The organism is Thermomonas sp., from assembly GCF_029945965.1.
Lineage (GTDB): Bacteria > Pseudomonadota > Gammaproteobacteria > Xanthomonadales > Xanthomonadaceae > Thermomonas.
This window is the reverse complement of the sequence record NZ_JAQSDO010000015.1, coordinates 1-13,109: the sequence shown is the minus strand read 5'-3', so window position 1 is coordinate 13,109 and position 13,109 is coordinate 1. Positions and strand designations below refer to the sequence as shown.

At 62.5% G+C, this 13,109-nt stretch carries 10 protein-coding genes; 1 reads left to right on the top strand and 9 read right to left on the bottom strand.

The window, feature by feature from the left end:
- Positions 1 to 24 precede the first annotated feature (24 nt).
- The gene (locus PSV05_RS06390) at positions 25 to 906 is read right to left on the bottom strand and encodes a U32 family peptidase (RefSeq protein WP_300063235.1); all 882 of its coding nucleotides are present in this window, start codon (positions 904 to 906) and stop codon (positions 25 to 27) included.
- A 4-nt stretch (positions 907 to 910) separates the two neighbouring features.
- Positions 911 to 1,909: a peptidase U32 family protein gene (locus tag PSV05_RS06385; RefSeq protein ID WP_300063232.1), complete on the bottom strand. Its 999-nt coding sequence runs from the start codon at positions 1,907 to 1,909 to the stop codon at positions 911 to 913.
- Positions 1,910 to 2,062: 153 nt separating this feature from the next.
- On the opposite strand from PSV05_RS06385, the gene PSV05_RS06380 reads away from it, so the two are divergent.
- Positions 2,063 to 2,671: a DnrO protein gene (locus PSV05_RS06380; protein WP_300063229.1), complete on the top strand. Its 609-nt coding sequence runs from the start codon at positions 2,063 to 2,065 to the stop codon at positions 2,669 to 2,671.
- A 4-nt stretch (positions 2,672 to 2,675) separates the two neighbouring features.
- On the opposite strand, the gene PSV05_RS06375 is transcribed toward PSV05_RS06380, so the two are convergent.
- The 7 genes from PSV05_RS06375 to PSV05_RS06345 all read right to left on the bottom strand — a co-directional run.
- Positions 2,676 to 4,169, bottom strand: coding sequence for a UbiD family decarboxylase (locus tag PSV05_RS06375; protein ID WP_300063227.1), 1,494 nt, complete (start codon positions 4,167 to 4,169; stop codon positions 2,676 to 2,678).
- Positions 4,170 to 4,290: 121 nt separating this feature from the next.
- On the bottom strand, positions 4,291 to 5,628 hold the full coding sequence (locus PSV05_RS06370) for a nitrate/nitrite transporter (protein WP_300063224.1): 1,338 nt from the start codon (positions 5,626 to 5,628) through the stop codon (positions 4,291 to 4,293).
- A gap of 66 nt (positions 5,629 to 5,694) precedes the next feature.
- Positions 5,695 to 6,600 (bottom strand): peptidylprolyl isomerase, encoded by a 906-nt coding sequence (locus PSV05_RS06365; protein ID WP_300063222.1) that lies wholly within the window; start codon positions 6,598 to 6,600, stop codon positions 5,695 to 5,697.
- Positions 6,601 to 6,603: 3 nt separating this feature from the next.
- Positions 6,604 to 7,311: a respiratory nitrate reductase subunit gamma gene (narI, locus tag PSV05_RS06360; RefSeq protein WP_300063219.1), complete on the bottom strand. Its 708-nt coding sequence runs from the start codon at positions 7,309 to 7,311 to the stop codon at positions 6,604 to 6,606.
- Complete coding sequence (gene narJ, locus PSV05_RS06355) at positions 7,308 to 8,027, bottom strand: nitrate reductase molybdenum cofactor assembly chaperone (RefSeq protein ID WP_300063216.1); 720 nt, start codon at positions 8,025 to 8,027, stop codon at positions 7,308 to 7,310. The genes narI and narJ overlap by 4 nt, the downstream gene beginning before the upstream one ends.
- The gene (gene narH / locus PSV05_RS06350; protein WP_300063213.1) at positions 8,024 to 9,571 is read right to left on the bottom strand and encodes a nitrate reductase subunit beta; all 1,548 of its coding nucleotides are present in this window, start codon (positions 9,569 to 9,571) and stop codon (positions 8,024 to 8,026) included. The genes narJ and narH overlap by 4 nt, the downstream gene beginning before the upstream one ends.
- Positions 9,571 to 13,109, bottom strand: a 3,539-nt coding sequence (locus tag PSV05_RS06345; RefSeq protein ID WP_300063210.1) for a nitrate reductase subunit alpha, incomplete at its 5' end; no start/stop codon positions are given. The genes PSV05_RS06345 and narH, both read right to left, overlap by 1 nt.

Here is a 13,109-nt window from a genome sequence, read left to right as displayed (position 1 = left end):
CTTACACGAATGGATGACGTGCGCTCAGGCCGACGTTTCACCCATGCGCATCCCAGCCTCGCCATACCAGTAGCCGTTGCGGGCACCGAGCCGCGCAGGGATCTCGTGGGTGCGACGTAGCGTGTCGAATCGTGCAACCACTTCCTGCATGCCCTCGATCTGCGGATACAGGCGCAGCATGTCGACGCCGAGCGTGCACAGCTCCTCCCATTCGGGTGCGAGGTCGGTCACTTCTTCGCCCTGTACCTGGATGCCGTTGATGCGCAGGAACGGCCTGCCTTCGCGGGTGGCCAGCGGCATGCCGTCGGGATAATCGATGCAGCGGAACCCGCATTGATCCTTGGGCACGTCCAGCGCACGCGCAGTGAAGCAGCGCGCCGAAAACGCCAGTGGCAACCGGCCCCAGGCGATCACCTCGAGCTCGGGCATTACACCGCCTTCTTCGACCAGTGCATCGCGCAATTCTGAAATCAGCGTATGACCCTGTTCGACACCGGGCACCCAGCGCCGCAGGCCATCCTCGACCAACATTGCCAGTGCACGCTGGTTGTAGATGTTCAAGGTCGGCCCGGCCACGAACGGCAGTCCCGCGCTGCGGCACAACTGCACCGCGGACAGATCGTTGGCTTCGATCCAGAAACGACCGTGGGCAACCAGTCGTGCCAGCACGCCGAGTTCGGATTCAGCCTCGATCAAGGACAAGCTGGACAGCACCACGTCCTTGCCGGTTTCGGCGATCTGATCGGCAAGCTCGATCCACTCGCGGGTGCCGATCTCGCGGCGCTTGCTGCACACGGTTTCGCCGAGGTAAATCGTGTCCACCGGCCAATCCATGGCCTCGCGGTAGAACGCCAGGGTGCGCTCGCGCGGCCAGAAATATTGCAGGGGTCCGAGGCTGAGTTTCATCGCATCAATGCCAGGCACGGTGATAGGGACCCAAGGTGGTCTGGTGGCCTTCGGACTGCGCCGAGAGCGTGCGTTGCCCTTCCGCGTCAGGTGCCCATCCATCCGGGTGATCGCGGTAGCGGTCCAGCGCTGCGCGCCAGGTCTTGGTCACAGCGCCCACGTAGGCAATCCCGCGTTGTCGGCCCTCGATCTTCAGCGCTGCCACGCCGGCTTGTGCCAGCCGCGGAATCAGTTCGATAGTGTTGAGGCTGGTCGGCTCCTCCAGCGCATGGAAGATCTCGCCACCGACATCGAAGCGACCCTTGCACACGGTGGGATAGCCGGCCGGTTCGGCCGGCTCGAATTTGTCGATCAGCACATCGTTGAGACGGACGCTGCGGCGGCCATCATCGTGCTCATCCCAACGCACGAACTTCGCTGGTGAACACACGCCATGCCGGTTCGGCGAGGCACCGGTGACATAGCTCGACAGCTGGCAGCGTCCTTCGACCATGATGCACAGGCTGCCGAATGCGAACACTTCCAGCGGAATCGGCGCACGTTCGCACAGGCGCTCGACCTGCTGGATCGATAGGACCCTCGGCAACACCGCGCGGGCAATCCCGAACCGCTCGTACGCATAGCGCAGCGCCGGCTCTGTAGTGGCCGAACCCTGTACCGACAGATGCCGTGGCAGCGTCGGATAGGTACGCGCGGCGTAATCGAGCACCGCCATTTCGGCAACGATAATGGCATCGCAGCCAAATTCTGCAGCGCGATCCACCGCTGCATGCCACTGCGGCAGGTGCACGCTGTCCGGATAGGTGTTCAATGCCAGGTAGACCTTGGCACCGCGTGCATGCGCGAACGCGATGCCGGCCTTGAGTTCATCGTCATTGAAGTTCAGGCCGGGGAAGGCACGCGCATTGGTCTGGTCGCGGAAACCCGCATACACGGCGTTTGCACCGGCCTCGACCGCCGCCTTCAGGGCCGGCAGGTTGCCGGCGGGACATACCAGTTGCATGCTCGCTCCAGGCTGCGACGACGTTGTCAGGATCAATCAGGGCATGGTCGACGCCGGCATCGCGCGCGTCGTTGATCTGGATCAGGTCGAACCGCATCACCTGCGCATAGCATGGACGTTCATCAGACGCGGGCATTCCCGCACGAGGTATGCATGTCCAATTCCACTCGCATCAGTCTGTCTCCCCTCCGCCTGTCGCTGCTCGCATTGGCCATCGCTGCGATCACTGGTGGTTGCAGCCAAGCCGAGCACGCCGATGTCCTGGCTGAGACGCACGCGAATGCCACGCCGGCCGCTACCGAAAGCGGCCACGACGCGGCCGCACAGCCCATGCACGAGGATGCTGTCGAACACGCAGCGGACGACGAGCACGCCGACCATGCCACGGCGGCAGCGCTCCCCACCCCGCCGGCCACTCCGTGGCCCAGCGATGCGCCCCTGCGCGACGGCATGCGACGCATGCATCGCGCGGTAGATGCGCTTGGGCATGCTGAACGCGGCCATCTCGATGCCACCCAGACCACTGCCGCCGCGCAGCAAGTGCAGGATGCAGCCAACTTCATGTTCGCCAACTGCAAGCTCACACCTGAGCCCGACGCTGCCCTGCATGGCGTGCTGGCAGCGTTGATGAGCGGTGCGGCCGCGATCAAGGCGAACCCGGCCGACACCTCGCCGGTCGCATCGATGCGCGAAGCAGTGGCGCTGTACCCGCGCATGTTCGAGGACGCCACCTGGCAGGCGGATACCGCCCCGGCGGAATAACCGCCTAGCGCGACGTCGCCTTGCCGGCGGCGTCCGCCACCACCTGCTTCCACAATGCATCGACGCGTTTTTCTACGCCGGCATCCAGGCTGATCGGCTTGCTCCAGCTGCGGCTGGTTTCGCCGGGCCATTTGTTGGTCGCATCGATGCCGAGTTTCGAGCCAATACCCGGTGTCGGGCTGGCGAAATCGAGATAATCGATCGGGGTGTTCTCGACCAGCATGGTGTCGCGCGCCGGATCGACCCGAGTCGACATCGCCCAGATCACCTGCGACCAGTCGCGCACGTCGATGTCCTCATCCACGATGATCACGAACTTGGTGTACGTGAACTGGCGCAGGTAGGACCACACGCCCATCATCATCCGCCGTGCATGGCCGACGTATTGCTTGCGGATCGAGACCACCGCGATGCGGTACGAACACGCTTCCGGCGGCAGGTAGAAGTCGACGATTTCCGGAAACACCTTGCGCAGGATCGGCACGAAGATCTCGTTCAACGCCAGCGCGAGCACCGAGGGTTCGTCGAACGGTGCGCGGCCCATGTAGCTGCCTTGGTAGATCGCATCCTGGCGCAGGTACATGCGCTCGATGGTCAGCACCGGGAACATCGCCTGCGCGTTGTAATAGCCGGTGTGGTCGCCGAACGGGCCTTCCAGCGCCTCATCGCCCGGATGGATCACGCCTTCGATCAGCATTTCCGCGCCCGCCGGCGCATCCAGGCCAGTGCGCGTGCTGTGCCAGATGCGGGTGCGCTGGCCACGCAACAAACCGGCGAATTCGTACTCGGACAAGGTATCCGGCACTGGCGCGACCGCGGCCAGGGTGGTCGCCGGATCGGCGCCTATCGCCACCAGCACCGGGAAGGGCTTGTCCGAATGGTCGGCTTTCCAGTCGGCGTAATCCAGCGCGCCGCCGCGATGCGGCAACCAACGCATGATCACGCGGTTGGGTCCGATCACCTGCATCCGGTAGATGGCGACATTTTGCCGCGGCTTGCGGGTGCCGCGGGTGATCACCAGTCCCAGGGTGATGAGCTTGGCAACATCGCCAGGCCAGCAGCGCTGTATTGGCAGGCGCGCGAGATCGATGTCATCGCCGACCCATGTTTCATGTTCGAATGCGGCTTCGCGTACTCGCTGCGGTGCCACGTGCGCAAGTTGCGCAAGCTCGGGCCAGGTCGACAGCGCCTGCTTCAGGCTGGACGGCCAGCGAGGTTCCTTGATCGCGGCCAGCAGTTCGCCCAATTCGCGCAGGCTGGCGATTGGCCGCCCGGCGAGTGCGGCCTCGATTCGGTCGCGGTGGCCGAACAGGTTGCCCAGCAACGCATGCCGGGATCCGACAGGTTGTTCCATCAGTAGTGCCGGACCGCCCGACTTCAAGGCGCGCAGGCATAGCGAAGTCGATTCGAGCTCCGGGTCGACTGACGTCCGAATCCGCTGCAGGCGACCGCCGCGTTCCAGCCGGTCGAGGAAGCCGCGCAAGTCGTGGTCGGCCATCAGCTCGGTCCAGGCGGAGGGCGTAGCGTCGCCGCCCGATCACTTCCGCGCCCTGATGCGGATCAAGCCAGGTGCAGGTCGGCGATGGCCGCCGGCCTTTGCATGGCGCGCACGTCCCGTCTCAGCGGCCTGCCCCAGCCAAGGCCTGATCCACTTTCGCGGCGTTGATGATTTCCGGCAGATCGGTCACGTTGCCGATCTGCGGGAAGTTCGCGCGCTCCATGCGCCGGATCGCGAAGTGCATCCAGGCCAGCGCCGCGGCCACCACCAGGAACAGCAGCATGAAGCAGCTGGTCCACACACCGGTCAGGTCGTTCATCACACCAAACGCGATCGGCATGATGAAACCACCGAGTCCGCCGATCATGCCGACCACGCCACCCACTGAGCCGACGTGGTTCGGGTAATACACAGGGATGTGCTTGTAGACGGCGGCCTTGCCCAGCGACATGAAGAAGCCAAGCACGAACACCAGCACCGTGAACGGGATCAGCCCGATCGCCAGATGCAGGTGGATGTCGCCATGGATGCCCTTCACGATGTAATGCGTGTCCGGGTAGCTGAGCACGAACGTGCACAGCGCCGAGACGCCGAACGTCCAGTACATCACCGTGCGTGCGCCGACCTTGTCTGACAGCCAGCCGCCTACGATGCGGAACAGGCTGGCCGGGATTGAGTACGCGGCGGCGAACAGGCCGGCGGTCCTGATGTCCAGCCCATAGGCGCCGGTCAGGAAGTGCGGTAGCCACAACGCAAGCGCAACGAACCCGCCGAATACGAAGAAGTAATACAGCGCAAAGCGCCAGACCTGAATGTTCCTGAGCGGCGCCATCTGCTCGTGGAACGACATCGGCTTCGCGCCGGTCTTGCGGCGCTCCGCCAGCGACGGATCGTCCTGGCTGAACAGGTAGAACAGGATCGCGACCACGGCAATGGCGATCGCCCACACCTTCGCCACCATCATCCAGCCCGCCGCCACCATGACCATTGGTGCAAGCAGCTTGGTGACCGCGGCGCCAACGTTGCCGGCTCCAAAGATCCCAAGCGCCGTGCCCTGGCGGTTGGCGGGGAACCACTTCGACACATAGGCCACGCCAACCGAAAACGACCCGCCGGCAATGCCGACGAACAGTGCGCCGAGCATGAATTGCGGGTAACTGTGAGCCCAGGTCAGCATCCAGGTCGCCACGGCTGCGCACAACATCACCAGGGTCAGCACCAGGCGGCCACCGAACTGGTCGGCCCAGATTCCCAGGAATAACCGGGTCAGCGAGCCGGTCAGGATCGGCGTGGCGATCAGCAGGCCGAAAGCAGTTTCACTGAGCCCGAGGTCCTTTTTGATCTGGATGCCGATGATCGAAAAGATCGTCCACACCGCAAAGCACACGGTGAAGGCGAACGTGCTGAGCCACATGGCCCGTTGTTGCTGGGCCGTAGTGACGATGATGGTGTCCTGCATGGCAGTCAATCCACTGAAATTGGAGATTGGAGCTTGGTGGGAAGTCCACGCGAGGCGCGACGCCGGTCAGCCTGCCTCGGCTTCGATCGCATCCAACCCGCGTACGTCATAGCGTTCCTGCAGTTCCTGCAGGAAATGCTGGACCTCGCGCTGCTGCACCTGCAACTCCAGGTAATCGGAAATGCGCTCGCGCACGTCCTCGAATGCCTGCGCCTCGCCTCCTGCGATTTCGTCAACCAGGACCACGTGGTAGCCCCAGCGCGATTCCACCGGGAAGGCCGCAAGTCCGGCGCGCAGGCGGAACACCTGGCGGTCGAACTCAGGGGTGGCCTGGCCATGTTCCAGCCAGCCAAGGTCACCGCCCTGGTCCTTGGACGGGCAATCGGAATGACGCATGGCAAGCTCGGTGAATGCCATTGGATCGACCTTGATCTGGGCGATCATTGCTTCAGCCTGCAAGCGCATCTTGACCCGGCCATCGACGTCATCCACTGCGGCGGCGCACAGGATGTGGCGCACGCGGATACGGTTGGGCGAATGGAAGCGTGCCTCGTTTTGCTGGTAATAGCGCATGCAGTCATCCGCGGTGGGTACACGTGGTTCCAGCTGGGTTTCCAGCAATGTGCGGATCGCGGCCTCTTCATCGGACTCACGCCCGATCGGGGCTGCGGTTTCCGCCAGGCCCAGCCGCTCGATCTCACGGCGCAGCAATTCGCGCACCACCAGCGCACGTGCGGCATCCGCGCGCGAGCGTTCCGGCTTCATCGCGCGATGGTGCTGCATCTCCTGCGCGATCTGCGCTTCGCTGATCGCAGTGTCGCCCACATACAGTGCGCAGGGCGCCGGTCGACCCAGGCTGCGAGGGCCATCGGCTTCGTTGCCATGATGGTCGTGGACATCGTCGGCCATTGAATTGGACGAATCGATGATGGTGATCGGGAGTGCCCGTGGCGTCTTGGTCGTGACAGTCATCAGTCAGTTCCTGGGACCGTAGCGCAACGTAGCCTGGCGGCGACGCACGACCTGGTATGGCCGCCACAGGTAGCTCACCGGGATACTCCAGATATGCACCAGGCGCGTGAACGGCGCGACCAGGATCAGGGTCATGCCCAGTAGCACATGCGCCTTGTAGACCCAATGCACATCGGTGATGAAGTCGGCCGCACCACCGCGGAAAGTGACGATGTGCTGCGCCCATTCGCCGAGCAGAATCATCACGCTGCCATCCATGTGCTGGGTGGACAGCACGATGGTATACATGCCCAGCAGCAACTGCGCGAGCAGCAGCACCAATACCACCGTGTCTCCAGTGGTGCCGGTTGCGCGAACACGCGGATTGAACAGGCGGCGCACCAGCAGGATCACCAATCCCACCAGGCACACGGCACCAAAGATCCCGCCGGCGACCATTGCCAACAATTGTTTCTGTGGCGCAGTGATTACATGCTCATAAACCGAATGTGGTGTCAGCAATCCCACCAAATGACCGCCGAGGATCGCCAGGATCCCGAGATGGAACATGTTGCTGCCGATCCGCATGCCGCGACTGGAGAGCATCTGGCTGGAGCCGGTGCGCCAGGTATACATGGCCCGGTCATAGCGCGCCCAGCTGCCGATGAATAGCACCGCCAGCGCGATGTAGGGATACACCTGGAACGCGAAAAGATTGAATGACTCACTCATGGCTGCACCTCGGGCATGACTGCTTCACGGACGGCGGCATCACGAACAGCTTGCGTACCCGGCAGCGGACGGCCAGTCGGCTTGCAGTTGTCGTCGGGCGCATCGCTACCGAAGCGCACCGCCTCTTCTTCCCACACCAGATCCATCGCTTCAGGCGTATCGTCGCGTGGCTCATCACTCACGCGTTGGCGCAGCGAGTCGAGTTCGACCTTGCCTTCTGCGTACTCGACCAGGATCTCGAACAACAACGCATACGGACTCTTGCGTTCGCCCGCGCGCGCGGCCAGCAGGGCGACGATATGGTTGACGTGGTGCAACCAGTCACGCGCTTCTTCTTCAGGCCGCTGCGAGAGATATTCCAGCAGCAGTGGCAAGTAGTCCGGCAATTCCTTCGCTGACAAGTGGAGCCCGTTCTTGCGATAGGCCTCGATCAGGTCGACCATCGCCTGGCCACGGTCGCGTGACTCGCCATGGATATGTTCGAACAGCAGCAGGCTCATCGAGCGACCACGATCGAAAAGGCTCAACCACGTGTCCTGTGCTTCCAGTGCATCAGTGGCAAGCAGATCAGTCACGAAGCTTTGCAGCGCACGCCGACGTGACGATGAAAGTTTGGAGCTGGATTCCGCCAACGCAGCCTGCAGTTCATCGCCGTGTTCCCACAGTTCATCCTGCGGGTAGTCCATCAGCACGCCGATCAGTTTGAGCATGCTCATGACGTCACCTTCTCGTGCTTCTCTTGCCGGTTCGGCGGAACTGCATAGCTGGTGGTCTTGCGCTCGCCGAACAGGTCGGCCGGGCTGTCGCCACTGCAACCATTGCCGAAAGTGAAGCCGCAACCGCCGCGTTCACCGTACGCATCATCCGCATATTCGCGATGCGCGGTCGGGATCACGAAGCGATCCTCGTAGTTGGCAATCGCCAGATAGCGGTACATGTCTTCGGCCTGGGCGACGGTGAGCCCAGCCTGCTTCAGGACTTCCAGGTCCTCGATGCCGTCCACGTTCTTGGCCCGGCGCCAGGCACGCATCGCCATCAGCCGTTCCAGTGCGCGGATTACCGGCGCTTCATCGCCAGCGGTCAGCATGTTGGCGAGGTAACGCACCGGAATTCGCAAGGATGCGACGTCCGGCAGCTGCCCGTTCATGCCGATCCGGCCACGTTCGGCAGCCGACTGGATCGGCGACAACGGCGGCACATACCAGACCATCGGCAAGGTGCGGTATTCAGGGTGCAACGGCAGCGCGAGCTTCCAGTCGATGGCGAGCTTGTATACCGGCGATTCTTTCGCAGCCTCCAGCCAGTTGTCAGGAATGCCCTCCTTGCGCGCGGCCTCGATCACCTTGGGATCGAACGGATCCAGGAAGATGTCCAAGTGGGCCTGATACAGGTCCTTCTCGGCTGGTACCGATGCGGCTTCCTGGATACGGTCGGCGTCGTACAGCATCACGCCGAGATAGCGGATGCGACCGACGCAGGTTTCCGAACAAATGGTCGGCTCGCCCATCTCGATGCGCGGGTAGCAGAAGATGCACTTCTCCGACTTGCCGCTCTTCCAGTTGAAGTAAATTTTCTTGTACGGGCAGGCCGACACGCACATGCGCCAGCCGCGGCACTTGTCCTGGTCGATCAGCACGATGCCGTCTTCCTCGCGCTTGTAGATCGCGCCGGACGGGCACGCAGATACGCACGCCGGGTTCAGGCAGTGCTCGCAGAGGCGCGGCAGGTACATCATGAAAGTTTTTTCGAAGGCGCCGTAGATCTCCTTCTGGATACCTTCGAAGTTGCGGTCCTTGGAACGCTTGGCGAACTCCGTGCCAAGAATCTCCTCCCAGTTCGGGCCCCAGTGGATCTTCTGCATGCGCTGGCCGGTGATCTTCGAGCGCGGCCTTGCAGTTGGCTGATGCTTGACGTCTGGCGAATCGTGCAGATTCTGGTAGTCGAAATCGAACGGCTCGTAATAGTCGTCGATTTGCGGCAGGTCCGGGTTGGCGAAGATCTTCGCCAGCATCCGCCAGCGGCCACCGGCTTTCGGCACCAGCTTGCCTGCCTTGGTGCGAACCCAGCCGCCGTTCCACTTATCCTGATTCTCCCATTCCTTCGGGTAACCAATACCAGGTTTTGTCTCGACGTTGTTGAACCACGCGTATTCCACGCCTTCGCGCGAGGTCCACACATTCTTGCAAGTGATCGAGCAGGTATGGCAGCCGATGCACTTGTCCAGGTTCAACACCATGGCGATCTGTGCGCGCACTTTCATTACGCAATCTCCTCGGCGGTCTTGGCCGGCGCTTCGCCATCAAGCCAGTCGATCATCTTCATCTTGCGCACGATCACGAACTCGTCGCGGTTGGTGCCGCAAGTACCGTAGTAGTTGAACCCATAGGACAGTTGTGCGTAGCCACCGATCATGTGCGTGGGCTTGAGCAACACGCGTGTCACCGAGTTGTGGATGCCACCACGGGTACCGGTGATCTCCGAGCCCGGGATATTGATGATGCGTTCCTGGGCGTGATACATCATCGCCATGCCTGGCATCACCCGTTGGCTAACCACCGCACGTGCCGTAATCGCGCCGTTGACGTTGAACAGTTCGATCCAGTCGTTGTCTTCGATGTCAGCCGCGCGCGCATCGTCCTCGCTGAGCCACACGATCGGCCCGCCGCGCGACAGCGTCTGCATCAACAGGTTGTCGCTGTAGGTGCTGTGGATACCCCATTTCTGGTGCGGGGTGATCCAATTGAGCACGATCTCCTTGTTGCCATTGCCACGCTTGTCGAGCAGGGGCTTGACGGTCTTGGTGTCGACCGGCGGGCGGTACTGCATGAAGCCTTCGCCGAAGGCGATCATCCATTCGTGATCCTGGTAGAACTGCTGGCGGCCAGTCAGGGTGCGCCACGGAATGAACTCATGGACGTTGGTATAGCCGGCGTTGTAGCTGACGTGATCGTCTTCCAGGCCTGACCAGATCGGTGAGGAAATGATCTTGCGCGGCTGCGCGACGATATCGCGGAAGCGGATCGCCTCGTGCTCCTTGCCCTTGGCCAGATGCGTGTGGTCGCGCCCGGTGAACTCACCGAGCGACTCCCACGCCTTGACTGCGACATGTCCGTTGGTTTCCGGCGCCAGGTGCAGCACCACTTCGCAGGCATCAATGGCTGATTCGATCTGTGGACGGCCCTTGCTGACACCCTCCTCGCGAACGCTGTGATTTAGCTGGCCGAGGAAGTCGATTTCTTCCTGGGTATCCCAGTTCATGCCCTTGCCGCCGTTGCCGAACTTGTCGAGCAACGGGCCGAGTGAGGTGAACTTCTTGTAGAGGTTTGGATAGTCGCGCTCGACCACGTGGATCGACGGCATGGTCCTGCCGGGAATCGGGTCGCACTCGCCCTTCTTCCAGTCGCGCACGTCGAACGGCATCGCCAGTTCGCCGGGCGTGTCATGCAGGGTCGGCACCAGCACGATGTCCTGCTCGATCCCAAGCACGCCGGGCGCCATCGCGCTGACCGCTTGGGCAATGCCCTTGAAGATGTCCCAGTCGCTGCGTGATTCCCATGCCGGATCCACCGCCTTGGTCAGCGGATGGATGAACGGGTGCATGTCGGATGTATTGAGGTCGTTTTTTTCGTACCAGGTCGCAGTGGGCAGCACCACGTCGGAGTACAGCGCGGTGGTGCACATGCGGAAGTCGAGCGTGACCAGCAGATCAAGCTTGCCTTCCGGCGCCTCGTCACGCCACTTGATCTCTTCGGGCTTGACCTCGCCCATCTCGCCGAGATCCTTGCCCTGCAAACCATGCTTGGTGCCGAGCATGTGCCGCATCATGTATTCGTGGCCCTTGCCCGATGAACCCAGCAGGTTCGAGCGCCACACGAACATCGCACGCGGGAAATTCTGCGGCGAATCCGGGTCGGCGAATGCGAAATCTAGCTCGCCCGACTTCAGCTTGTCGACCACGTAATCGGGGGCGGACTGCCCGGATGCGGCGGCGTCGCGCGCCACCTGCAACGGATTGCGATCAAGCTGCGGCGCGCACGGCAGCCAGCCCATCCGCACCGCGCGCAGGTTGAGGTCGGCAATCGAACCCGAATACTTCTTCGGATCGGCCAGCGGCGACAACAACTCCGCGACCTTGACCTTCTCGTAGCGCCACTGATCGGTGTTGAAGTAGTAATACGATGTGCCATTCATCTGACGCGGCGGACGACTCCAGTCCAGTCCGAACGCCAGCGGCAGCCAGCCGGTTTGCGGACGCAGTTTTTCCTGGCCGACATAGTGCGCCCAACCGCCACCTGTCTGACCCACGCAACCGCACATGACCAGCATGTTGATCAGGCCGCGATAGTTCATGTCGTTATGGAACCAGTGGTTCATGCCGGCGCCGACAATGATCATGCTGCGACCATGTGTCTTGTCGGCGGTATCGGCGAACTCGCGAGCGATCTCGATCACGTCATGGCGCGGAACGCCGGTGATCTTCTCTTGCCACGCCGGGGTACCCGGCACGTTGTCGTCGAAGCTTGCGGCGACATTGTCGCCACCGAACCCGCGATCCACGCCGTACTGCGCCAGCAACAGGTCGTAGACGGTTGCGACCGCCCACTCCTTGCCATCGGCCAACTGCAGCTTGCGTACCGGGATGTTGCGTTCCAGTACGTCCTGGAATTTCGAGGGCGTCCAGTGATCATGTTCGATGCCGCCGAAATACGGGAAGCTGACCGCTTCGATGCCTTCATCGAAATCCTTCAGGCTCAGGCGCAGGCGGGTTTCGCGGCCAGCACTGTCCTTTTCTTCGATGTTCCACTTTCCCTTCTCGCCCCAGCGGAAGCCCACCGAGCCGCCGGGAATGGTGATGCCGCCGGTATTTTCGTCGAAGGCCAGCGTCTTCCATTCGGGGTTGTTGGCTTCGCCCAGTCCGCCAAGATCGCTGGCACGCAGGTAGCGCTCGGGCACCAGACGGCCATCTTCGCGTTTTTCCAGCCGCACCAGCAACGGCATGTCCGAATACTGCCGGCAATAGTCGGTGAAGTACTGCGAAGGCTTGTCGACGTGGAACTCTTTCAGGATCACGTGGCCGAAGGCGAACGCCAGTGCGGCGTCGGTGCCCTGCTTGGGATGCAGCCAATGGTCGGTGAGCTTGGCGACTTCGGAATAATCCGGGCACACCGATACTGTCTTGGTGCCGTTGTAGCGCGCCTCGGTGAAAAAGTGCGCGTCTGGCGTACGCGTCTGCGGGACGTTGGAACCCCAGGCGATCAGGTAGCGGCTGTTGTACCAGTCGGCCGACTCCGGCACGTCGGTCTGCTCGCCCCAGACCTGAGGGCTTGACGGCGGCAGGTCGCAATACCAGTCGTAGAACGACAGGCAGGCGCCGCCGAGCAGCGACAGGTAACGCGCGCCGGCAGCATAGGAAATCATCGACATCGCCGGGATCGGCGAAAAGCCAATCACCCGGTCCGGGCCGTACTGCTTGGTCGTGTACAGGTTGGACGCAGCAATGATCTCGTTGGCCTCGTCCCAGCGCACACGTGCGAAACCACCCATGCCGCGGCGGGACTTGTAGTCCTTCGCCTTGATCGGGTCCTCGACAATGCTGGCCCATGCCTCGACCGGCGTCATCGACTTGCGCGCCTCGCGCCACATCCGCAGCAAAGCGCCACGCACCAATGGATACTTCAGCCGGTTGGCGCTGTACAGGTACCAGGAATAGCTGGCCCCACGCGGGCAGCCACGCGGCTCATGATTGGGCAGGTCGGGACGCGTGCGCGGGTAGTCGGTCTGCTGGGTTTCCCAGGTGA

Coding starts and splice junctions, on each gene's coding strand:
- PSV05_RS06390 (WP_300063235.1), bottom strand. CDS start 906: ATGAAACTCAGCCTCGGACCCCTGCAATATTTCTGGCCGCGCGAGCGC.
- PSV05_RS06385 (WP_300063232.1), bottom strand. CDS start 1,909: ATGCAACTGGTATGTCCCGCCGGCAACCTGCCGGCCCTGAAGGCGGCG.
- PSV05_RS06380 (WP_300063229.1), top strand. CDS start 2,063: ATGTCCAATTCCACTCGCATCAGTCTGTCTCCCCTCCGCCTGTCGCTG.
- PSV05_RS06375 (WP_300063227.1), bottom strand. CDS start 4,169: ATGGCCGACCACGACTTGCGCGGCTTCCTCGACCGGCTGGAACGCGGC.
- PSV05_RS06370 (WP_300063224.1), bottom strand. CDS start 5,628: ATGCAGGACACCATCATCGTCACTACGGCCCAGCAACAACGGGCCATG.
- PSV05_RS06365 (WP_300063222.1), bottom strand. CDS start 6,600: ATGACTGTCACGACCAAGACGCCACGGGCACTCCCGATCACCATCATC.
- narI (WP_300063219.1), bottom strand. CDS start 7,311: ATGAGTGAGTCATTCAATCTTTTCGCGTTCCAGGTGTATCCCTACATC.
- narJ (WP_300063216.1), bottom strand. CDS start 8,027: ATGAGCATGCTCAAACTGATCGGCGTGCTGATGGACTACCCGCAGGAT.
- narH (WP_300063213.1), bottom strand. CDS start 9,571: ATGAAAGTGCGCGCACAGATCGCCATGGTGTTGAACCTGGACAAGTGC.